A 22205-nucleotide genomic window follows, 5' to 3' on the forward strand; every position below is an offset into this window, starting at 1 on the left:
CTCAGGCGGCTTGGCTTCGCTTCAGTATCTGGATCATTATTTCGATGGGCTGCGCGCCACTGATCACGTCATCCGCGATCTGGATACTCGGCACCGAGCGCACACCGGACGCCTTGGTTTGGGCTTCGAGCTTCAAGACTTCAGCGGTGCCTTCATCGGCCTTGAGAAAGTCGACAATGACCTCTCGGTCCAGCCCGGTTTCGGCAGCGATGTCGGCCAGCACAGTGAGGTCGCCGATATCCCGCCCTTCGCTGAAGTACGCCTTGAAAATGGCCTTGACCAGCAAGGAAGCATCTCGACCCGCCTGTTGCTCGTGCCATACCAACCGATGCGCGGCCAGGGTGTTGGGGGTTTTTTCGACGCGCTCGTAATCGAACTCAAGACCGACGGCCTTACCGGCGTGAGTGACCTGTGCGTCCATCGCCTGGCTACGCGCCCAGCTGCCGAACTTGCCAGAGCGATAGGCTTTGCGATCCATGCCTCGAACCGGCATGTCCGGGTTCAACTGATAAGGCAGGAAACTGATTGGGCGGTCCGTTGAAAAACCCGAAGCGGCCAGCGCGCGTTCAAGATTTTCCTCACCGATCCAGCACCATGGGCAGATGAAGTCGTAAGTCACCTGAATTTTGGATGAATGCAAACTCATGACGGTCTCCGTGGTTGAATGTTTCACCCCCCCAAGGTAGGTGCCGGAGCGCCGACAGAGAATCCACCTGCTGCACAACGTTGCTTTTCGCAAAACGCAACGATGCACCGATCACGTCGTCGGCTGTGTTTGCGACTTGAGCAATTCGGTGAGGAAATCAATGAACGCATTGATACGTTTCGAGCCGCGATGATTGGGCAGGTACAAAGCCGAGATCGCTGAACTGGCGCTGTTCGGATTGACGACAAAAGCGTCGAACAAGGAAGTGAGTCGACCACTGTCGACGTCATCATTGACCAACCAATCGGGTAACAGCGCCACCCCGCACCCGGCCAGCACCACTTCGCGCAGGACCTCGGCATTGTTGCTCTTGAATTGCCCTTCGACGGGCACGCGCAGCTCTTGGCCCTGCTCTGTAAATGTCCAGAACTGCTGTGGCGCGCCATAGTTGAAGCACATGCACTCGTGTTGCATGAGGTCCATGGGCCCGTCGGGAAATCCTCGAGCGTTCAGGTACTCGGCGCTGGCGACTACGCGGCGGCGAAAGTTGCCGATGCAGCGGCTGACCAGCGTTTCCATCGCCGCTGGCGACCCCAGCCGGATCGATAGATCGATGCGTTCGCCGAGCAAATCGACGATGGCGTCCGATAGCGTCATATCCAGTACGAGCAGGGGATAGCGCGCTAAAAGCGCGCCGATATGAGGGGCAATAAGACGCTGTCCAAACGCCACGGGCACGGAGATACGCAACTGTCCCGCGGGCACTTCACCGCGGTCCGAAACTGACTCGTCAGCGTCAGCCATGGCGCTCAGAATATCCCGGCTTTTCAGGTAGTACACACTACCGGCATCGGTCAACGTGACTCGCCGGGTAGATCGATTCAGCAGCACGGCACCCAGGTCATCCTCAAGCCTGTCGATCATTCTGGTGACTGAAGAGGTCGCCAGATTGAGTTGCCTGGCGGCAGACGAAAAGCCTTTGGAATCTACTGACTGGATGAATATTTTCAGTGCGAGCAGCTTGTCCATGAAACCCCTTCCGTCATTACGCTCCTTGAGCGCCTATCTTTGGACATCGGCGCACCCTGCGCGAGTTAACGGTTGTTAATTCTGCCGCCGTTGCGCCTGGCGCAATGTAGCGTTGCGCCTTGATGGGGTACTCCATCACAAGCGCCCTCTCTAAGCTCACGACATGGAAAATCGCCGCCCATCGCACGCGGCGGATTGAAAAATCTGTCGTTAATTCAGCTCGAGAGGTAAGGCGATGAAGCGCAAGACGATCATCGGTGCCGTTCTGGCAATCGGCGTCGCGGGGTTAGGCTTTGCGTTCTGGATGATGTGGAGGCCGGAAATTGCCACTGTCAGCCAACACCTGAATGCTGATCGCGAGACGCTGGACAGAGGCCGCCGCGTGGTCGAAGCGGGCGACTGTGCGGTCTGTCACACACGGCCAGGGGGCGCCTACATGGCCGGTGGGTTGCCGCTGGTAACGCCCTTCGGAACCCTCTTCACCACCAACATCACCCCGGACCCGCAGTCCGGTATCGGTCAGTGGTCGCTGGACGCCTTTGAACGGGCCATGCGTGAAGGCATCGCGCGTGACGGCCACTTTCTCTATCCGGCCTTCCCCTACGTGCATTACCGGAAGCTGAGCGATGCCGATATTGCCGACGCCTATGCCTTCCTGATGAGCGTGGACCCGATCAAATACACCGCACCGGAAAATCATATGGTCTTCCCCATGAACTTCCGTCCGCTGGTGTCTTTCTGGAACTTACTGTTCCTGCATGGGGATCCGCTGGAACCACTTCCCAACCGATCAGCACAATGGAACCGCGGACGTTATCTGGTCGAAGGCGCGGGGCACTGTTCGTCGTGCCATTCGCCCCTGAATCTGATTGGTGGGGAGAAAGGCAGCGAACTGTTCAACGGTGGCGTCGTCGACGGCTGGACAGCTCCCGCCCTGCGCGGAATGACCGAGGCACAACACCCCTGGAATGAAGCCCAGTTGGTCGCCTATCTGACGGGCGAGGTCGCCGAAGGACATGGCGCAGCGGCGGGCCCGATGTTGCCGGTCAGCCTGAGCATCGCGCAATTGCCGGAGGAAGACGCGCATGCCATCGCGCAGTACATTCTTGACCTCAAGAAAACTTCATCGGATGCCCCATCGCCGCCCTGCACCTCTGGGGTCAAGCCCAGCGCCACGGCGCTACGGGGCGCCGCGTTGTTCGAGGGGGCCTGCGCGAGTTGCCATGGCCGCGCGGCGCCGATGCGCGTCATTGAATCGCGGCCGGCACTGGCGAACACCTCGGCGGTGAGGGCGGACTCGCCACGCAATTTGATCCAGACCATCCTGCAGGGCATCCCGATGTCCAGCGCCGCTTCCAGCCACTACATGCCTGCCTTCGCCCACAACCTGGACGACACCCATGTAGCCGCACTTGCCGAGTACTTGCGCAATGAAAGCTGTGCAAACCGACCCTGGACGGATCTCGACAAGACAATCAAAAGTATTCGGGCTCAGGAGCAGCAACCGTGATCACACTTGACATCAACGGCAAGACTCACGAACTGGACATCGCGGACGACATGCCCCTGCTATATGCCTTGCGCAACCAGGTGGGGCTCAATGGCGCCAAATACGGCTGCGGCCTGGGTCAGTGCGGCGCGTGCACCGTGTTAGTGAACGACAAGCCGGTGTTTTCCTGCCTGACGCCGTGCGGCGCACTGGCGGGCAAATCGGTACGCACCGTCGAGAGCCTGGGCAGCGTCGACCAACCGGGGCCGTTGCAGAAAGCCTTTATCGATGAACAGGCCGCCCAGTGTGGTTATTGCATCGCGGGAATGATCGTGAGGGCGCAGGCGCTGCTGGAGGCCAACCCTCATCCGGACGATGAAACGATCCGCCGCCACATGGCACCGAATTTATGCCGCTGCGGCACCCACGTGCGGATCTTCGCCGCGATCAAGTCGGTTGTCGCGCAGGGAGGCAAGGTATGAAAAACCCCACGCAAAACGTCAATCTGAGCCGCCGCGCCTTCGTGATAAACGGGGCTTTGGTGATGGGGTTCGCGATGCTTCCAGGTATTCCCCGGGCCTTCGCTGACACCGAGGTGGACACCTTGGGTACGACAATCCTGGCGCCTGATCTGCCCGGCAGCCTGCGGGCCACGCCCTATCTGGACGCCTGGATCCGCATCGATGCGAAAGATGGCATCACCGTCTACACCGGCAAAGTGGAGCTGGGCACGGGTGTTAAAACTGCGCTCCTGCAGATCGCCGCCGAACGCCTTGAAGTGTCACCTGGGCTCATCCGTTTTCTCACTGCCGACACTGCACTGACACCCAATGAAGGTTACACCGCCGGCAGCCATACGATCGTCGACAGCGGCACTGCACTGTTCAACGCCGCGGCCCAGGTGCGGCAGTTGTTACTCGAGTCCGCAGCACGGCAATGGCAGCGCAGCATCGACAGCCTGACCACGCGGGATGCGGTGATCTACGATACACAAGGCCGCAGCATGACCTACGCACAGGCAGTGGTGGGGGTTCAACTGCATCGCTTTGCGTCGGCCAACTCGCCCTTCAAGCCAGCTGGCAGCTTCACCCTGATCGGCAAATCGTTACCTCGGCTGGACATCCCGGCCAAAGTCAGCGGCGGTGCGGCCTATGTGCAGGACATGCGGCTGCCCGATATGCTGCACGCCCGGGTGATACGCCCGCCCCGGCGCGGCAGTCAGCTTCTGGAGATCGACGAGGCCGCCCTCAGGCAACTTCCCGGCGAGGTGAAACTGGTCCGCAATGGCAGCTACCTCGCCGTGGTCGCCACCGATGAATGGCTGGCGGTCAAAGCGATGCGCGAAGGCTACGCCAAGGCCCGCTGGACAGAAGGTAACCCGCTGCCTGACTCGACACACATCCATCAACTCCTCACCGAATTACCGGCGCGGCGCTATCCGGTGAGCGCCAAGGGTGACCTCCCGCAACCGCTGCCGCGTGCTTACAAGGCCCGGGTGACCAAGCAATACCTGATGCACGGCTCCATTGGGCCCTCCTGCGCAGTGGCCTGGTTCAAGGATGGAACATTGACCGTCTGGACCCATACCCAAGGTGTCTACCCTCTGCGCGCGGGTATCGCCGAGATGGTCGGCCTGCCAGTGGCTCAGGTGCGTTGCATCCACGCTGAAGGTTCCGGTTGCTATGGCCACAATGGCGCCGATGACGCCGCCGCCGATGCCGCGCTGATTGCCATGGCCATTCCCGGCAAGCCGATTCGGGTGCAATGGATGCGCGAACAGGAAAACCTCTGGGAGCCGTACAGCTCCGCCATGCTTGCCGAGGTGGAAGCGGGACTGGACGACAGTGGGCGTCTTCGTGACTGGAAATACGAACTCTGGAGCACCCCGCACAACGAACGTATCGTCAATGCCGGGCGCCTGTTGCCGGCGTGGCTGTTGGCCAACCCCTTCACCCCCGCCCCTTCAGTCCCGATTGCTCAGCCCGAAGGTGACGGCGACCGTAATGCCGTTCCGTTGTATGAGATACCCAACCTGAAGGTCGACATGAACTTTGTGCTGACCATGCCATTCAGGACCTCGGCCATGCGTTCGCTCGGTGCCCACATCAACATCTTCGCCATCGAAAGCACCGTCGATGAACTGGCGGCTAGGGCCACCATCGACCCGGTGCAATTTCGCCTGAATCACTTGAGCGATCCGCGAGCACGGGCGGTGGTGGAGCGCGTGGCCGCTGAGTTCCGCTGGCCGCACAAAGCAACGGGACCCGGCAGCGGAATCGGCTTCGCCTTTGCCCGCTACAAAAACATCATGGGTTACTGCGCGATCGCCGTGCAGTTGCATGTGCAGCGCCAGACTGGCCAAGTGATGATCGATCGCGTAGTCGCCGCCGTCGACGTGGGGCAAATTGTCAGCCCCGACGGGCTGCTCAATCAGATCCAGGGCGGCATCGTGCAGTCCGCGAGTTGGACGCTCTATGAACGAATCCTCTATGACGCCAGCGGCATGCACAGCTTCGACTGGAGCGGCTATCCGATCATGCGTTTTCCGGATTTACCGCAACAGGTCGAGGTCCACATGATTGATCAGCCGGATCAGCCATTTCTGGGTGCCGCAGAAATCGTCCAGGGCCCCATGGCCGCAGCACTGGGCAATGCCATCAACGATGCCACCGGCAAGCGTTTGCTCGATCTGCCCCTGGCACGACGTGGCTGGCAGGATGCGCTGGGGTCATGACCGATCCGGGCGGTGTCGACGTTATGCCCTTCAGCCAAAAGTCAGCCACCCGATTCCGGCGAAACGTCTGAATCGGTAGCCAGGCGCACGCTCGTGAGCGCCTGGAGCTCATGCAGCAATTAGTTAACGCGAACACTAATAACCCGAATCAATCAGCCTTCAGCAGCGCTCTCCATGTTGCCGGCGTACCCAGTTCAGAATCGACCAACTGATTTTCGAATCGATTGCGCTCACCTATGGCACTGACCGAGCGATCGGTAATAGAGAACCAAAAGATACCGACAAAGGCTACGGCCATGGAAAACAAGGCCGGATATTCGTATGGGAACCAGGCTTGCGGATTATGGAGGATCTTGACCCACACGGTCGGGCTAAGAATGCATAGGGTAATGGCTGATACCAGCCCCAGCGATCCGCCAATCACGGCGCCACGTGTCGTCAGGCCCTTCCAGTAAATCGACAATAACAGCACGGGAAAGTTGGAACTTGCGGCGATGGAGAACGTTAAGCTCACAATAAATGCAATGTTCTGTTTTTCAAAAGCAATGGCCAATAGAATCGACAACACCCCCAACGCGATGGTTGTAACGCGAGAGACGCGCATCTCTTCACGGTCGCTGGCGGTGCCCCGGCGCAAGGCATGTGCATAGAGGTCATGCGAAACAGCAGACGAGCCTGCAAGGGTGAGCCCAGCCACCACCGCCAATATCGTCGAGAACGACACAGCACACATAAACCCTAGGAACACATTACCGCCTACGTTGTGTGCGAGGTGAATCGCAACCATATTAACGCCGCCTGATATTCCCCCTGATGCATCGTGATAGGCCGGATTGCTGGCAACCAAGGCGATAGTGCCGAAGCCGATGATTACGATCAGGGCATACCCTATGCCGACAAGACCGGTGGCATAAAGAATACTTTGGCGTGCGGCCTTAACGTTACCGACAGTGAAAAACCGCATGAGAATATGTGGAAGGCCTGCCGTGCCGAAGACTAATGCCAGGCCTAGGGAAATCGCAGACACCGGGTCGCTGATCAGACCGCCTGGACTCATGATTGCTATATGGGAAGGATGCACCTGGGTCGCTTGAGTAAACAGCTGGTTCAGGCTGAATCCAAATTGGGACAGCACCATGAAAGCCATGAAGACGCAGCCGGTCAGCAGTAATACGGCCTTGATAATCTGAATCCAGGTGGTTGCTAACATCCCACCAAAGAAAACATAAATCACCATTAGCGTGCCCACTAGAAGCACTGCTGCGGTGTAATCGAAACCAAACAGCAACTCCACTAGTTTTCCGGCACCTACCAGTTGAGAAACCAGGTAAAGCAACACGATCACAATGGAACTGGAGGCTGAAAATGCCCGTATGGGCCGCGGTTTCAACCGATAGGACAGTACATCCGCCAGGGTGTAGCGCCCCAGGTTTCGCAGTGGCTCCGCAATCAGAAACAGAATGATCGGCCAACTGGCAAGGAAGCCGATCGAGTAAATCAGCCCATCAAATCCACTGGTGAAAACCAAGGCGGAGATGCCCAGCAAAGACGCCGCAGACATGTAGTCGCCAGCGATAGCCCAGCCATTCTGGAAGCCGGTGATTTTTCCTCCTGCGGCATAGTGATCCGCGACGCTATTGTTTTTGCGTGCCGCCCACCGGGTGACGAACAGCGTGAAAATAACGAAGGCCAAAAACATGCCGATGGCAATGGGATTATGTTTTTGTACGGCGCCAGGGATATCGGCCGCGTATACCGTTACCGAAGCAAGCATGGCGGAGATTGTAATAAGTAGACGCTTCATTTGTTGAAGCTCCTGATAATTGTTTTTATTTTAGGGTCGTAGCAGGTGTTAGTGCGCCAGACATAGACAGCAACGAGGAGAGTCGTGAAAGCGAGCATTCCAAAACCGATTGGCACGCCCCACGTCATCGGCTGCCCTTCTGTGATAGGCGTACCCAAACGGGCAGGTATAAAGGCCAGGGAAAGAATAAAACCAAAATAGACGGCGAGCATAAGCGCCGTCATGCTCCACGAAAATAGTCGGCGCTGTTTTACCAAAGCACGAAACTCCGTATTTTCGAGAATCGGGTTTTGAATAGTGTCGTCAACCTGTTCAGCGGGCATGGTCGGGCCACCGTCTTGCGGATATGCATGTTCCATGGTGATCTCCAGCAAATGGCTTGTGGCTGAGTTAAAACTTCACGGGCACTGCAGTCTCACGCATCACGGCTTCCGGAGTCCGGTACAACTCCGCCATGTCACGCTCTTCCTCGCTTTTCAGTTGCGCCTGCATATACGCGCCAAGATGCCTGGCGTGCTGAACAATCGACGCGCCGAAACGACAGCGCTGCTCGCTGTAGTCCGCCAATGCCTCTTCAACCGTTGCATGTCGCGCAAGTGCTTCCACGATTGCCAACGCATCACCGGCGGCCTTGGTAACACCCATCCCACAATGGGGACGCGCCACGAATGCCGCGTCGCCGAGCAATGCGACACGGCCAAAATTCATCTTCGGTACTTCCAGGTCGTAAATTGGCTGGAATAACGGCTGAGCAGCTTTCTTAACGACTTCGGCAAACTGCGGGGCCAGTAATGTCTCTGCGGACTTGTACATATTGTCGAGCACATCACGGCGTATCAGCGCCGGAGGAATCCCGCCTTCAAACTGTTTACCGCTTTCATCACGCAGCAAATCCTTCAAGTCATCGTCACCGCTGGTGCGGTACCACACGAAGTTGTAACGGCGCTCGCCGACAAGGGTGCTGTTGGAATGCCCGGCAACTGGATACCCCAGGATCTGCTCATGCGGGGGCAAACAAAACGCGAATTTATCGAAAAGTGCGGCGTGGGCAGCGTCAGACAGAGCACTTTCATCGACTAACCCGCGCCAGGCGATATAGCCGGCATATTGCAGATGCACATCGGGTAAAAAATGTTGGCGAATCGTCGACCGAAACCCATCAGCCGCAACAATGACGTCTGCTTGATGAGTCGTCCCATCGGCCAATGTCACGCTGGCATGGGTTTCAGTACTTTCGACCGACACCACACTGCCACCGCAGCGATACCGTGAGTCTGGGAATGCGCAGCGAAGCACCTGGTACATCTTCCCCCATGCGGTCAACGTTTGTGGAAGCGCATTCTCAAGTACGGCTTCGCCGTCCTGGGCCAAAGTGACGCGCGACAGCACATCGATACCTACCGATGCGTCGAGGGGAATTCCCGCTGCGGCCATCGCTTCGAACAACTCAGGGTGTGTAACGATCCCTGCGCCTCGTCCAGCGAGTTCATCCGGAACGCGTTCGAAGACCTCAACGTCCCAACCGTTGCGCAACAGCATATTTGCTGCAAACAGGCCGCCCAGCGAGCCGCCCACGACTATGGCGCGGGGCTTGTTCGAGGCGTTCATCATGGCTGCTCTCCCACCGTTGCAGAGGCATGGGAGGCGTAAGAACCCACAGCATCGATCTCGGAGGCCGGGAAATTGAGCTCGATGGTGACACCAGACGGATCTTCGATGAACACTTGATGCAGGCCTAGGCTCGGCACGGTGCGATCGCGCCACGCAATCCCTTCGGCTTTGAAGACGTCCCAGAACTCGACCAGGCCGGTGACCAAAAAAGCAATGTGATCAACCGTCCCAGTGCCTGTCAGCGGGATTTCTTTATCGCCCAGGTATTTTTTCAGGCCTTCAGGATTGGAAGGATCAATCCCGATAATGTGGACCGTGCCGAAGTCCTTCTCATCACCGCCCATGTACAACCAAACGCCAGGAAAATCGAATGGCGGCCGGTAGCCAGGAGTAAAACCGAGGACCCTTTCATAGAATCGACTGGACTTTTCCAGGTCGAACGACCGGATCGAGTAGTGAGCGAGCTTCACGACTTGCATGGTGCCTCCAACAGTTTTTTTGTATTTATTTATCAGTTGATAAACAATACGACCAGCTGAAATTGAAGTAAATAGGTGGCGGATCAAATTTTTGAGGACAGGCTTGAACCACGCTGTGGCGTCGCCAACAGCGAACGGGCTTCAGGCGTTGGGAAAGGGCTTTTCAGAGCAGGATGGTGCGTGGACACCCCTCATCACCCGCTCAGTTGAAGGCTGAAACAGGTGATGAGTGGTCGACAGAAAAGCAGGGCAAAATAGGCGATCAGGAGGCAACAAACAGGAAATCGAAACCGATCAATTCAAGCGAGGCTTCTTACCCAAATCGTTATCGACTTGCTGCAATACGTGGGGACTGCCGTTAAGGAACGCATCGACCATTTGCTCGATCAGCGCATCTATGTCCTCAGTCACGGGAAGATCGTAAATCCATTTGCGAACACCGATATAGAAAATGCTGGCATGCAGACTCCAGATCAGCTCGAGCTCTTTTTCATTGATCGTGTCACCTGAGGATGGAGCCAATCCATGAGCCTGGCGGATTTCTGCAATGACAGGGATGAAGACCCGCTCACGCAATTTAGCCAGATACCGATCATTGATACCTTCACGTGTCAGCCCGGCGAATACGAAGATACGAATCCACTCTCGCCGCAGAATCACACGAGCGTATGAGGTGTAGAAATGAACCAGGCGAGACTGAAGGGGTTCGGAGCGATCCTTGATCATCGCCTCCCACGAGGAATCCCACTGATATACCTCGTCGTACACGCGGTCTATCAGTGCCTCTTTGCTGGGGAAATATCGATAGAGTAACGGTTGGGTAATATCCAGTTGTCGCGCCAGCTCACGGGTACTGCCCGAGAATCCGCACGTCGCAAAATGCTCGATAGCTTTCTGCACGATTTGCTTTTCCCTGACCTCAGGCGAAAGGCGTCGAGTCGTCGATTTGACGGGGTCTGCTGATTTCGCTGATTTTCCCGACTCGTTCTCGTCTCTATCTTTTGAGTCTTGCATAACGCCTCGCTGGAGCTTCATTAAGGCATCATACAAAACAAAAGAATGCACTGGCTATGAACCACACCTATTTGGCCAGACGACTTTCAATATCCTTCTTGAACAACGCAGGTCGGCTTAAATAATGCCCCATGGCCAACACTTCCATTTGGCCGTCGATCTCCAGCGCAAATGCCGGAAAGCCGCGCGCATTCAGAGCTTCAAGCATCTCGTTGCTGCGCTTGATGTGGTCTTGCAATGAGTCTGCCGTGATCAAATCAAAAGTTGCCATAAACGATTCGGGTTCAAACCCAAGCTCATTGGCAATGCCGGCGATTACCCCTCGGTCAGCAATGGCCTGACCTTCTTGGTAGTAGGCAGTTTGCAGGCGTTTGAGCATTTCGATGCCACGTCCGGACAGCTGTTGAGCGGTCAACATCGCTGCAATCGGTGGCGAAGAGTCCAGCTGGACATTTTCATGTTCCAGTACGCCTTGAACATAGGCGTCCGCGAAGGTCTGTTTGCTGAATGCCGTAATCCGGGCTTCGTGAGGACGAACAAAATCGCGCCACTCACCCGACATCAACTTGCTTTTGTCCCCCGAAAGCATGCCCACGCCATGGGCCTGAATTTCCAGGCCAGGAATAGCGGTGGCCGCCGTGATCATCGGCGCCGCCCCATAGCACCAGCCACAGAACGGGTCGTAGACGTAATGCAATGTCGCAGTGCTCATTCAAATCTCCGGGATCTGCCGTGCCACACGGCGAAAGGGGTTCGTTACGTCGTGGATCAAACATGCGAAAACAGCAATGAGGCGATCAGCGCTCGGCCAAGCCTTCAGGCCCGAGCAATTCGCTGATGAAATCGATAAACGCATTGACGCGTTTGGAGCCACGATGATTGGGAAGATACAACGCAGAAATGGCCGAACTGGCATCGTTCGGATTGATAACAAAGGACTCGAACAATGACGTCAAATCACCGCTGCCAATACCGTCGTTGACGAGCCAGTCAGGTAACAGAGCCACCCCGCCACCCGCCAGCGCAACCTCACGTAAAACTTCCGCATTGTTGCTTTTGAAGCGCCCCTCAATCGGTACCCGAGTCTCCTCACCTTCCTTTAAGAAAGTCCACACCTGCTGCTTTGGGCCGTAACTAAAACGCAGACACTCGTGTTGCATGAGGTCCATGGGATGTTCAGGAAAACCATGTGCATTCAGGTACTCGGCACTGGCCACAACCCGGCGTCTGAAATGACCGACGGGACGACTGACGACACCATCCATGGCTGCTGCCGATCCCAATCGGATCGCCAGATCGACGCGTTCCCCCAGTAATTCGACGATGTCATCGGAGAGCGTCATGTCCAACACAAGTTGAGGGTATCGCTTCAACAGCGAGGCAATATGCGGCGCAATCAGACGGCGCCCCAGCGCTACGGGCACGGAAATACGAAGATGGCCCGCAGGGAGTTCCCCGCGGTCAGTGACCGAGGCATCCGCCTCGGCGACAGCATTCAGCACCTCCCGCGCTTTCAAGTAGTAGGCGGCCCCGGCATCTGATAATGAGATTTGACGCGTGGATCGATTAAGCAGGACAGCGCCTAGTTCCGCCTCAAGCCCATCGATCATCCGAGTCACAGAAGACGTCGCCAGGCCTAACTGTCGAGCGGCAGAAGAAAAGCCCTTCGAATCCACAGCCTGGACGAACATCTTCAATGCGAGCAGCTTGTCCATGACACTCCTTGACTCACCCGTTGTTCATCTTGAGCATTGCGCCAGTTCGGGTCCGACGAGAAACCACCGAGAAGACGACCAAAGCGACCAGTGACAATCCGCTTCCCACCGCAGCAATCGCCAACCAGCCGGCATGTTCATAAAGCGAACTGGCCACCGAAGAACCGATTGCACCACCGATAAAGATACTGATCATGTACAACGCATTCAGACGGCCTCTGTTAGCAATGCCCAAGGCGTAGACGGCTCGCTGACCCAACACCATGTTCATTTGCACTGCAAAATCCAGCGCTACACCGGTGACCGCTAACCCAATCACACCGTAGAAGGGATTGATGAAGGCCGGTAGGAAACTCAATATACCCAGCACCATGGCCAACTGCGACGCTCGTCGAGTATGTCCTGCATCAGCGAGTCGACCACTGATAGGTGCGGCAATTGCACCGATCGCGCCGACCAGAGAGAAAATCGCAATCTGACTTTGCGTGAGGCCGAACTCACGACTCAATATCAACGGCACAGCGGTCCAGAACAAACTGAACGCCGCAAACATCAGCCCTTGATAAAGCGCGCGCTGACGCAGCACGGGCTCGCGACAAAACAGTTGTCCCAGGGACATCAGCAATTGACCATACGACGCGCGATGGGTCGGTTGCCATTTAGGCATGGTCATGCCAATCACGATGGAGATAACGAGCATCAAGGCGGCGGCCCCGATAAACACCGCCCGCCAGCCCAAATGATCGGCAACCAGACTCGACAGCGGCCGCGCAAGCAGAATCCCTAGCAGCAAGCCACCCATAATCCCGCCAACTACCCGACCGCGAGATTCTTCCGGTGTCAGATGTGCCGCCAACGGGATAAGCATCTGCACGGAGACTGAGCTGAAACCGATGAGTGCCGACACCACTAGAAATACACTCGGCTGCTTGGACAAACCGGCGGCTACCAGGCTGAAGATCGTAATCACAATTGTCGCGATCATCAGCCGACGGTTTTCTACCAGATCCGCCAAGGGCACCAGGAAAAACAATCCGAGCGCATAACCAATCTGAGTCAGCGAGACGATGAAACTCGCGCTTCCACTCGACATGCCGATATCCGGGGCGATCAAGCTGATAATCGGTTGAGCGTAATAGATGTTGGCCACGATGGCACCGCAACAAAAAGCAAACAGAAGCACGAGCCCCTTTGTCATCGACGCTTTTTGTATCGTCGCTGCTGTATCTCTTGTAGAAACGCCCATGCCATAGACTCCTGAGGTTCGACAGCGGTGACTCTTCAGAAAAAGTCACGCGCATTGATGTTTTCCAGGTCAACAACATAGGCGGCACTGCATCTTGAGAGAATATGGTCAGGACGCAACGTCGCGTTGCGTCTTGCGCAAGAGATACCCAGGCTCGGTGAGCGCCCCCGCTTGATTCGAGGACGAGGAATCGCCATGCGCCAAGTAAACTGACTCGCCGATGATCCAAAGGCCAAATACAACTTCCGATGGGATCTGGCTGCTTACACGGTGGCCGAGAAACTAACCGGCTTTCGGCTGGAACGACGCACCAATTACCTGATCAAGCGGAATGGCCAAGACAAGCAGATCCAGACATGCACGCTCGAGTGCAGTGGATGTTCGTGTGATTGCGGCGCTGAATACCGTTGCTCGTATGAAGCAAGCGACTGCTCAAAATGCGGCCACACCGGCAAGAGGCGAATGACCTTTGGTTTTCCCGGCATCTCCCATTTGGAGCGGGAAGCAGGCGTGAAAAATAGAGAAGTCACGCAAATGTCACGCACACGAAAAAGGCCAATGCTGTGAACATTGGCCTAAGTCGTTAAATTATATGGTCGGGACGGAGTGATTCGAACACTCGACCCCTAGCACCCCATCTCCTTTTTCATACTTCTTGAAAGACTTCAAAATTTCACTCTGGATTTTTCTAAGCTAGTATTTACTTGAGCTCCAGCGGTGTTCTGCTCTACGAGAGTCCAGGAACGTCCATCAAGAGCTGACGTTTTTGTGGGGGTAAAAGTAGGGGGAGCCCGTTTCATGGCCAAAATTACCATCAAAGAACTCGAGTCGCTGACCGCCAACGATGCCGGCCGAATCCTCAGGGAGGATGGCAATCTCGCCGGTCGAATCTCAGTCCGTAAGGACGGTGTGTCGGTCAGCTTTTTCTATCGCTATCGGTGGGGCGAGCAGAATAAAGAGTACTCCTGCGGGTCCTGGCCGCGCAAATCCCTGACGGACATCCGTAAGGCGCGTAACCAGGCGCGGGTGCTCATTGATGAGCAGATCAATCCCAACGAGCACAAGAAAACCGCCAAGGCACAGGCATACGCCGTGGCTAACGTAGAGTCCGAGCAGGAAAAGACCCGTAAGGTGCAAACACTGACTGTCCAAGATCTGGCCAAGGCCTGGCTGTTGGATGGCGTGGCGCGTAAAGACGGTAATGCCGAGTTGCAACGACGCTTTAACAAGGACCTTTTACCAGCACTTGGCAAGACAGCGGTGAACAATGTTTCAGAACACGATGTTCGGGCGCTGATCCGGGCCGTGGTCAACCGCGGCGCTTACCGGCAAGCCATCAGCTTCTTCGCCGACCTCACCCAGATGTTCAGCTGGGCTAGAAAGCGCCAACCTTGGCGGGCCTTATTGATCGAGGGTGATCCAACTGAGCTGGTAGACATCTCCCCCTTGATCCCTGCCGACTACGAAGCCGAAAGAAGGCGCATCCTTTCACCGGCTGAGCTGTTGGAACTGCACAACCGCTTCCGGCAAATGACTGCCGATTACAACGCCCTGCCCGCCGGGCAAAAATACGACGGCATACGGCCGCTAAAGAAAGAAACCCAACTCGCACTCTGGATCAGCCTGGGCACGCTGTGCCGGATTGGCGAGTTGCTCCAGGCCGAATGGAAGAATGTCGATCTGGACCGGCAGACCTGGTTCCTCCCCAGCGAAAACGTCAAAGGCACCCGGGGCAAGAAACAGGACCACCATGTTTTCCTCTCCCCCTTCGCCCTGCATTTCTTCCAGGAACTCAAGACCCTGACGGGAGACTCCCAGTGGTGCTTTCCGAATAAGCAGGATGATGGGCATGTGGACGTAAAGGTGGTGAGTAAGCAGGTCGGCGATCGCCAGGCCCGGTTCAAAAACTGCAAGGCCCTCTCCAGACGGCGTCACGACGACACCCTGGTCCTGGCCGACGGCCAAAACGACGACTGGACGCCGCATGACCTGCGCCGCACGGGCGCGACCATGATGCAGGCCTTAGGCGTTAGCTTGGACGTCATCGACCGCTGCCAAAACCATGTGCTGGCTGGCTCGCGGGTCAGGCGCCACTACCTGCATCACGATTATGCCGAAGAGAAGAAGCACGCCTGGAACCTGTTAGGCGATCGGCTCAGTGCAGTTCTGTCATCAACCTATGAGCACAAACCGACCGAGTCGATGATGTCTTTTCCATCGTACGCGGCGACAAGGACGCGGACACCTTCATAGGGTTCTCGTACCCAGAGTTATCCGGAATTCAACATCCACGGTAACTCGTATTGTGACCTTAAATTCGTCCATCTGGCGAGGCACTGATCGCCGCGATGAGTGCCAAACAAATGGAGATGCACTACTACAATCCATAGAACTCCAGGGACCTGACAGGAAGCGTGCGAATGTGGATGAAACACAGACTCTGCCTCGTCAGGCTGGTTCGGTTCGCATCAGCTTCGCTCATCATCGTAACGCCCGGTGCAGGCGCAGAAGATCTAGAGCCCAGGTCCTACGCCAATACGCCGGTCGGTATCAATTTCCTGCTCATGGGTTACAGCGACCTGCATGGCAACGTAACGGCCAACCCCTCAATCCCGCTTCAGGACGCCAAGCTCAACATCAAGACAGTCGTGTTCGCCTTTGCCAGGTCCCTGGACGTCTGGGGCCGCTCCGGGAAATTCGATATCGTCGTGCCCGAGGCAAGATTGGCCGGCTCCGCTCTGTTCGACGGTGAACCCAAGGAGCGGAATGTGACCGGGTTGATCGACCCAAGATTCCGCTTCTCGGTCAACCTGTATGGCGCCCCGGCGCTGTCCCTGTCTGAATTCCCCGGCTATCAACAGGATGTGATTATCGGTACCAGCCTGGCGATCACGGCCCCCCTCGGACAATACGACGCAAACAAGCTGATAAATCTTGGTAACAATCGCTGGTCATTCAAGCCCGAACTCGGGATTTCCAAGCGCCTGGGGCCAGTGACTTTGGAATTATCCGGCGCGGGCACCTTTTACACCGACAATAATGAGTTCCTCGGCGACCACACACTTTCCCAGAACCCGATTTATCAGGTACAGGGGCATCTTATCTATGCCTTTAACAATGGTGTTTGGGTTGCGCTGGATGCGACCTACTTCGCTGGCGGGAGTAGCTCAATCGATGGGGTCGGTAATCACGATTTTCAGGAAAACACACGTTACGGATGCACCCTCACGCTGCCATTGAACCGAAACCATTCGCTAAAGCTTAATGCGAGTAATGGCGGGCATACCCGCACGGGCAGTGAATACGACTCCATTGGAATAGTCTGGCAGTATCGCTTCGGCGGCGGGCTGTGAAACTTGGGTCTTACTTTAAATTCCATTCATTGATCCGAGTGTTCCCAACGTCATAAGTCGTTGACCGCTGGGGTAGCCACCCAGCCGGCTTCCAAGCCTCCGGACAGCATTTGACCAACATCTTCTCCAACCTCCGAGTCAATCAGCTTGTTTAGCTTGGTGTTCATGGTCATGAGGAGGTCGGTGTTATTTGTCAGATCCAGCGCGAGGTTTTTGAGTTCGTATGGGTCATTCTGGAGGTCGAAAAGCTCGACATCGTTCAGCCGAAACAACTCCTCGATCGTGAACGGACGGTTGTGCTGTTTTGGAGAGAAGTAGCGTGTGAACTGATAGCGGCCGTCGAACACGCTGCGAATCGCACCGCGTTTCATCATGTCAGGACGCAGACCGGATTCCTTGATCTTCGTCGCGTTCCCCTGCTTCAGCAAATCGCGGGCCTTTTCCAGGAATTCGCCGTCCAGTGTGGCGAACATGTTGAAGCAGAAGAGCTGTCCATCGCGCACCGCATCAGGACCAGCCTTCTCGGGTTCGGCAAGAATCGAAGAGAAGTCCTTGCCCGGAAGCTCATTAGCGATCGCCGCCTTCTTTTCCGAACTCGCGTTCGTGAAGGAGATCAGTGTAGGCGCGATGTCTAGATGCGACGTAACGGCTTTGCAGCGCTTGCCCCCAGGATAGGCCGGGTGTGCCACGATCAGCGGCACGTTGTTCTGCTCGCGGTAGGAGGTTGCACCCTTACCCGACAGCCGGTGCGCGCCATCGAGGTCGCCGTGGTCCGAGGTCAGGATGACGATGGTGCTTGAGGCGAGCCCGGTTGCCTCCAGTTCATCGAGCACTGTCTCGATGTGGCGATCCACATCGCGCAGGCAGTTGAGATAGTAATTATGCCGCTTGCGCCAGCGCGATGTCTCATCCCCAATTGGGCCGACCATCACACTGTTTGATCTGTCGAAATCAGTGTGGGCAAGAGGTCTTCCGGGGGCGTCGAGTCGCTGTGGAAAGCTGGCGGGAAGGTCGAAGGCCCACTGCGGCGCGTATAGTACGTGCGCCGGATCGGGAGCGATGTGAGCCAGAACGTTTTCCCCTTGGACGGGATGCCCCGGTTCGTCCGTGTCATAGAACATCACATCATGCGGGTTGACCACGTTCACCGCCAGGAACCAAGGCTTGCCCTGTTCTGTAAGTGCCGCCGCCTGCCCGCGCAGCCAGCTCGCCGCCGCCGCAGCGATCACTCCATCGTGCAGGTAGCCGCCCTGGGTATGCGCAATGATGTCGCCTACCCCGAAGTAATCGGAAAAGCCGTAGGCCTCCATCTCCTTGGTGAAAATCTTCTCGGGTGCCGCTAGCGTGTTCGTTGTCTCGAACTCCCGGCTGAGGTGCCACTTGCCCTTATAGGCGGTGTAGTAGCCGGCCTCGCGCAGGAGGTGACCGAGCGTTTTGATCTCAGTCGACATACTACTGATCCAGGGGAAGTTCACATTGTCGAACATCCGGGTCTGCTGGATGTGACGACCGGTATACAGCACGGAGCGCGAGGACGTACAAACGCAGGAGTTGATGCGATGGTTCTCGAACACGACGCCTTTCTTCGCCAGTCTCTCGTGGGCTGGTAGGTGGTAGTCTCTGGGTAGTTCAAATGGACGGAAATAGCGCTCCTGGTCGGTCAGGATGAGCAGAATGTTATAGGGCCCACCCGCCCCCTTGCGATGTTCTGGGGCGGACGATTGCGTTGCCGCTGTCGCCGCATTACTAAGCGGGCTACCGCCAAAAGCCGCTGCAAGCGTACCCGCACCAATGGCCTTGAGAAGTTCACGGCGCTTTATGTCCAAGACGGATTCATCGTCCTCTTCCATGTACTCTGTCTCCGGGATTGAATGGCTTGGGTGTTTGACGACTGTTTCATTCAAGTCAGACCACAATGACCTGAGCTGTATACAGCTGGTGGAATGGCGGGGTATCCCTAGTCAAGACTAGCAGGCGTCGCTGGTTCCACTTGTCAGTGTCTCCAGCTCAATGGCCTCTCGCCTCGACCTGATCAAGCCAGTACACAAAGCTGCGGGATTGCGTCCACCCTGCCTTCGGCCTCTTTGCGCAAAAAAGTCACCCCCCCCTTGGCGCACGAGCTAATCAATCAGTTTTAAAGCACACGCTGAGCGAGCCTCTCTGCTCTGCCCCAATCGTTCCGGCTACACAGCTAAAGCAACAAAAATCTCAAAACCGCCAGGTTGCACTGGTACTCAACGCCTGAATCCAAGCATTGTTAAAACTACCTGAGATGCGTGTCCCGTCCGGTTTTTCCTGGGTGATAGGCATATCTCCCATGGAGGCGAACTCATAACTCACATTAACTTCTGTCTGAGAATCCAGCGTATAGGTGAAACCGGATCCGAAACGCCAGGTTTCAGCCATTGGAATAGTGACCGTGCGATTTTTATCGTCCACAGCTGAACTGTCATAGCCAATGCCAGCCATCCACATCCAGCGACGATCAAAGCGATACTGTGTACCCAGCGACAGGTGCCAGGTATCTTTGAACTTTGCGTCGAGGCTTACCGACTTAGGCTGATTGCTATCGAGGTCTATACCAACCTGTCCAAAGCGGGACCAATCTTGCCAATTAGCACTAGCCAACAGTGCCCACTGAGTATCCAGCTCATGATAAATGCTAAAAGTCAGTGTCTGCGGAACATGCATATTGATCTTGGTGGCAGCATCAAGCACTCCCCGTTCCTGCAGTGCATGCTGGGCAACTGGACCGATTCCCTCGAGCTTGAGCTTGTCCTTGAAGTCGAGATTGATTTCACTTGTATAACTTAAGCCCAGACGAGTACCTGGTTGTGGCGAGTACATCACTCCAAGGCTGGCTCCATAACTCCAGTCATCGGCTTTATATTTTGCGCTGCCATCGCCCGCTAGAGGCCCATTGTTGACCGCCAACTCATTGACGAGCTTCGCATAATAAGCTCTGACGCCTATACCAAAGGCCCAATTCTCATTCAACTTATAGGCCAGCGTAGGCATGAAGGTCATTCCCAGCAGTTCGCCGTTCTGGAGGAAGTATCGTCCGCTCCAACTATTGTCATAGTCGACGCTCAGCCCAAAATCTCCGTAGTTAGCAAAACCTACAGACCAGCCATCGCCAAGTTCATGGCTAACAAATAAGCTTCCGCCTGGCACCCACTCCACTGCATTCCCACTATCACCTCCTCCAACATTAGTGCCGTTGTCGACATCGAAGCGCAGGTTTCCGTGTAGCAGTTGGGCTCCAGCAGTGATCTGTGTGCCAGGCAGAAAAGCCATTCCTGCCACATTGCTAGCAAGAGTGCTGGGATCCTGTGCTCGGGCAGCTGCACCGGCATTAGCTAAACCGACGTTATCAGTACCAACCTCGTAGAGCATCAGCCCACCAGCCAGCACAGGAAGTGGGGCTGTGGTTAGAATGGCCAACACGGTCACGCGCAGATTTGTTTTCATGTTGTATATCCTTGGTGTTACCTGATGGATGACAACCTTCGGGAGATGCTTTGCTTATCCCCAGCCCCAATACTGCTTTAGGGCCTGATTGCGCTTAATGGCTATTCTTCTTCGTTCAGCGCTTCCAGATGCCCGGCCCTGACCGCCTTGGCCAAAGTCCTATGGTCCTTCACCGTCTGCTTGGCATAGGCTACGGCGAAGTCGCCCAGCGCCTTATCGAAAACGTCGCCCTTGCCCAGATACCCGGAAATGGTTGCTGCATCCCCTGATTTGGCATGCGCCCTAGCCAGGGTCTGGCCGCACAATCCAGCGTAGCGTTTGATTTGCGACAGGGTTACGCCTTCGACGGGTACCGAGAACTTCATGTCGCGCAGTTGCCGTACGAAAAAATCGCGTCCACCGCGTCCACGCGCCCAGCCCAGGAAGATATCGCTGGAGGACTGCATCAGCCGTTGCCCCATGACAACCCGCTCACCCTGGTTCTTGTAGATGCTCTTCCCCGCGTAAGGCGCCAGTACTGAGTGACTGGACTCCTTAATCTGCAGAATGAGCGGGTGGTTTTCTTCGGAAAACATCAGGGCGATGAAGCAGCGCGTGCCAACACTGCCGATCCCCACTACCTTGAGTGCGGCGTCCACCAGTCGATAACGGTCCAGCAGCACGCGACGCTCGTCTGAAAGCGTCCCACGATATATATCCAGTCCCTCCTGGACCTTCTCCATGAATTTTGGATCATCTAAGTGAATGAGTACTGGCGGCTGGTCGACGATGCGCTGCTGCCCAGCAATGCTGCCGACGATTTTCGGGAAGATGTTTTCGACCACGCGTTCTCGGGCTCTATCGGCGGCCTCCTGACGCAACTTCTTTGTCTTTTGATCGGGAGCGGTATCAATCAGGGATTGCATATCCATTCGCGAGTACCAGACTTCCAGCGGGTTCATCTTCGAGTATTTGCGTAGGTTCTCCCGATAGCTCAGTACACAAGCAATAGCGCCCTCGCGAGCCTCCTCATCGCCGAACTGGTTATCGAAAGCGGCCAGCGCGAAGCTCCCAGCAAGGCGCTTGACGTCCCATTCCCAAGGGGCGGGGAGGGTTTCATCGAAGTCATTGAGGTCAAAGACTAGATTGCGCTCCGGGGAGGCGAACAGCCCGAAATTCAGCAGATGGCAATCGCCGCAGGCCTGCACCTGGACCCCGATGTTCGGCGTACTAGACAAGTCGTAAGCCATCAGCGCCGCCGAGCCGCGGTAAAAGGTGAAAGGGCTGCGCAGCATGCGCCCGTAGCGGATTGGTACCAGTTCCTGAAGGCGCTCCTTGTTGGACTCCTGCAGTATGGCGATGACGTCGCGGCCCTTGTCGGGCGACTTCCAGATCGCGTGGCTTTCCCGCGGCACTGTTTCGCGCAGCAGCCGACCGGCTTCGATGCGCTCTTCGCGAGAGCGAAATTGCCGTGTCAGTTTCGCCCTACGGACTTTCTTGCGGGAGATTTTCTTGTCGGAGGTCATGATTCTATCGTCACCCCTGCACTTTATTCGAGGTGCGGAATTTGCTGGCCCTTAATTTCACCAACATCACCTCTTTTTAAAAATTAGAACAATTTCATGTGCGCTTGTT

General features: G+C 56.2%; 18 protein-coding genes. 5 read left to right on the forward strand and 13 right to left on the reverse strand.

Features of this window, described 5'->3' with window-relative positions; translation table 11 throughout:
• Nucleotide 1: 1 nt before the first annotated feature.
• Together JN756_RS20505 and JN756_RS20510 are read right to left on the reverse strand one after the other, a co-directional pair.
• Complete coding sequence (locus JN756_RS20505; protein ID WP_201021223.1) at nt 2–646, reverse strand: DsbA family oxidoreductase; 645 nt, start codon at nt 644–646, stop codon at nt 2–4.
• 111 nt (nt 647–757) lie between these two features.
• Nucleotides 758–1675 carry a LysR family transcriptional regulator gene (locus tag JN756_RS20510; protein ID WP_201021224.1) on the reverse strand — a complete coding sequence of 306 codons (918 nt, stop codon included), beginning with the start codon at nt 1673–1675 and terminating at the stop codon, nt 758–760.
• A gap of 235 nt (nt 1676–1910) precedes the next feature.
• On the opposite strand from JN756_RS20510, the gene JN756_RS20515 reads away from it, so the two are divergent.
• The 3 genes from JN756_RS20515 to JN756_RS20525 are packed head-to-tail and all read left to right on the forward strand — an operon-like array spanning nt 1911 to nt 5898.
• Nucleotides 1911–3185, forward strand: a complete 1275-nt coding sequence (locus JN756_RS20515) for a c-type cytochrome (RefSeq protein WP_128192419.1) — start codon at nt 1911–1913, stop codon at nt 3183–3185.
• Nucleotides 3182–3646 carry a (2Fe-2S)-binding protein gene (locus JN756_RS20520; protein ID WP_017847599.1) on the forward strand — a complete coding sequence of 155 codons (465 nt, stop codon included), beginning with the start codon at nt 3182–3184 and terminating at the stop codon, nt 3644–3646. The genes JN756_RS20515 and JN756_RS20520 overlap by 4 nt, the downstream gene beginning before the upstream one ends.
• Nucleotides 3643–5898 (forward strand): xanthine dehydrogenase family protein molybdopterin-binding subunit, encoded by a 2256-nt coding sequence (locus JN756_RS20525; protein ID WP_057005729.1) that lies wholly within the window; start codon nt 3643–3645, stop codon nt 5896–5898. Before JN756_RS20520 ends, JN756_RS20525 begins: the two co-directional genes overlap by 4 nt.
• A 148-nt stretch (nt 5899–6046) precedes the next feature.
• Here JN756_RS20525 and JN756_RS20530 read toward each other — a convergent pair whose 3' ends face one another.
• The 8 genes from JN756_RS20530 to JN756_RS20565 all read right to left on the reverse strand — a co-directional run bounded on the left by JN756_RS20530 (nt 6047) and on the right by JN756_RS20565 (nt 13767).
• Nucleotides 6047–7702, reverse strand: coding sequence for a cation acetate symporter (locus tag JN756_RS20530; RefSeq protein ID WP_108526275.1), 1656 nt, complete (start codon nt 7700–7702; stop codon nt 6047–6049).
• Nucleotides 7699–8061 (reverse strand): DUF485 domain-containing protein, encoded by a 363-nt coding sequence (locus JN756_RS20535; RefSeq protein WP_079444324.1) that lies wholly within the window; start codon nt 8059–8061, stop codon nt 7699–7701. Before JN756_RS20535 ends, JN756_RS20530 begins: the two co-directional genes overlap by 4 nt.
• 31 nt (nt 8062–8092) lie before the next feature.
• Nucleotides 8093–9313, reverse strand: coding sequence for an FAD binding domain-containing protein (locus tag JN756_RS20540; protein ID WP_201021225.1), 1221 nt, complete (start codon nt 9311–9313; stop codon nt 8093–8095).
• Nucleotides 9310–9792, reverse strand: coding sequence for a VOC family protein (locus JN756_RS20545; protein WP_057005733.1), 483 nt, complete (start codon nt 9790–9792; stop codon nt 9310–9312). Before JN756_RS20545 ends, JN756_RS20540 begins: the two co-directional genes overlap by 4 nt.
• 294 nt (nt 9793–10086) lie before the next feature.
• Nucleotides 10087–10806, reverse strand: coding sequence for a TetR/AcrR family transcriptional regulator (locus tag JN756_RS20550; RefSeq protein WP_169881627.1), 720 nt, complete (start codon nt 10804–10806; stop codon nt 10087–10089).
• A 67-nt stretch (nt 10807–10873) separates the two neighbouring features.
• Nucleotides 10874–11518 (reverse strand): DsbA family protein, encoded by a 645-nt coding sequence (locus JN756_RS20555; RefSeq protein WP_102618318.1) that lies wholly within the window; start codon nt 11516–11518, stop codon nt 10874–10876.
• An 85-nt stretch (nt 11519–11603) separates the two neighbouring features.
• A complete protein-coding gene (locus JN756_RS20560) occupies nt 11604–12521 on the reverse strand; it encodes a LysR family transcriptional regulator (protein WP_201021226.1) in 918 nt (305 codons plus the stop codon).
• A gap of 13 nt (nt 12522–12534) precedes the next feature.
• Nucleotides 12535–13767 carry an MFS transporter gene (locus tag JN756_RS20565; protein ID WP_057005734.1) on the reverse strand — a complete coding sequence of 411 codons (1233 nt, stop codon included), beginning with the start codon at nt 13765–13767 and terminating at the stop codon, nt 12535–12537.
• A 798-nt stretch (nt 13768–14565) separates the two neighbouring features.
• Between JN756_RS20565 and JN756_RS20570 the strand changes: the two genes are divergently transcribed.
• On the forward strand, nt 14566–16020 hold the full coding sequence (locus tag JN756_RS20570; RefSeq protein ID WP_201021227.1) for a tyrosine-type recombinase/integrase: 1455 nt from the start codon (nt 14566–14568) through the stop codon (nt 16018–16020).
• A 167-nt stretch (nt 16021–16187) separates the two neighbouring features.
• Nucleotides 16188–17120, forward strand: coding sequence for a transporter (locus JN756_RS20575; protein WP_201021228.1), 933 nt, complete (start codon nt 16188–16190; stop codon nt 17118–17120).
• A 50-nt stretch (nt 17121–17170) separates the two neighbouring features.
• On the opposite strand, the gene JN756_RS20580 is transcribed toward JN756_RS20575, so the two are convergent.
• The 3 genes from JN756_RS20580 to JN756_RS20590 form a co-directional block, all read right to left on the reverse strand.
• Nucleotides 17171–18970: a sulfatase family protein gene (locus JN756_RS20580; RefSeq protein ID WP_201021229.1), complete on the reverse strand. Its 1800-nt coding sequence runs from the start codon at nt 18968–18970 to the stop codon at nt 17171–17173.
• A 358-nt stretch (nt 18971–19328) separates the two neighbouring features.
• Entirely contained in the window at nt 19329–20591 is a 1263-nt protein-coding gene (locus tag JN756_RS20585) for an OmpP1/FadL family transporter (protein WP_236255047.1), read from the reverse strand.
• 101 nt (nt 20592–20692) lie between these two features.
• A complete protein-coding gene (locus tag JN756_RS20590) occupies nt 20693–22096 on the reverse strand; it encodes a DUF2252 domain-containing protein (protein ID WP_201021230.1) in 1404 nt (467 codons plus the stop codon).
• Between the last annotated feature and the right edge of the window lie 109 nt (nt 22097–22205).

Origin of the sequence: Pseudomonas sp. Y39-6, assembly GCF_023651955.1 — a bacterium.
Taxonomy (GTDB): Bacteria; Pseudomonadota; Gammaproteobacteria; order Pseudomonadales; family Pseudomonadaceae; genus Aquipseudomonas; species Aquipseudomonas veronii.